1 pseudogene is annotated in these 787 nt (G+C 38.8%); it reads right to left on the reverse strand.

The annotated features are described in order from the left end of the window. A pseudogene (locus WS44_RS09630) lies at positions 1 to 651 on the reverse strand (IS30 family transposase); the annotation flags it as partial. Positions 652 to 787: the final 136 nt, after the last annotated feature.

Consider the following 787-nt stretch of genomic DNA (forward strand, 5'->3'; position numbering starts at 1 on the left):
TTCAATGTTAATGATGTCTTGAAGATGTCGTTCCAGTGCTCGCTGTATTGTTTTTGAAGCGTTCTAAAAGCATGCATGACACTGGCAGCGGTCTTATCGATCGTTGATCTCTTGTGGACATTCTTCAATGCTTCGGCCAAGCTTTCTCTTATTTTTGCGGATGCGATGAATTTTAGTGTTGCGTTTTAACTTTTCGGGCAAATCACAGTTTCTGCTATCCATTAATCCTTGATCGACATAGTTATACAGGGTTCTAGTACAAACCGTTTGATTACTAGAAAATTCTCCTATAGCCAAACTGCGATTGGCACATACATCAAGCGACCAGTCGTCTTCAGAGAAATGCTTGTTAACATATTCGATAAAATCAGATTTTTTCAAGAAGTCTGATTTGCGGCCACAATGGTATCGATTAGCCTGATAAACGCTTTGACCGTGATCAGCCTTGTACCGGCTCTGTTTGCCATGATAAAGAGAAACAGTACCGCGTTTGACTTCATAGCTGATGGTAGACGGGAAACAACCAAGTTCACGTGCAATAGCTCTAAGAGAGAAGCCGTCTTTAATACGAGTTTGGATAATAACCCGCTCTTCGAATGATAAGTGTTTGCCTTTAATGCGCTGATTCATGGTAAAACATAAAGAGTCCATTTGTGACCTCCAATAGAAGTTTTTGTGGTTATTAACGTTCTATCAAACAGGCCCAGATGGGCTTTTATTTTTTACAAAGTGTTCAATTTAATTTTACAATCGGCCAATATCCAATATAAAAATATATAAGATCATT

Origin of the sequence: Lactobacillus sp. N54.MGS-719 (assembly GCF_000980505.1) — a bacterium.
Lineage (GTDB): Bacteria > Bacillota > Bacilli > Lactobacillales > Lactobacillaceae > Lactobacillus > Lactobacillus amylovorus.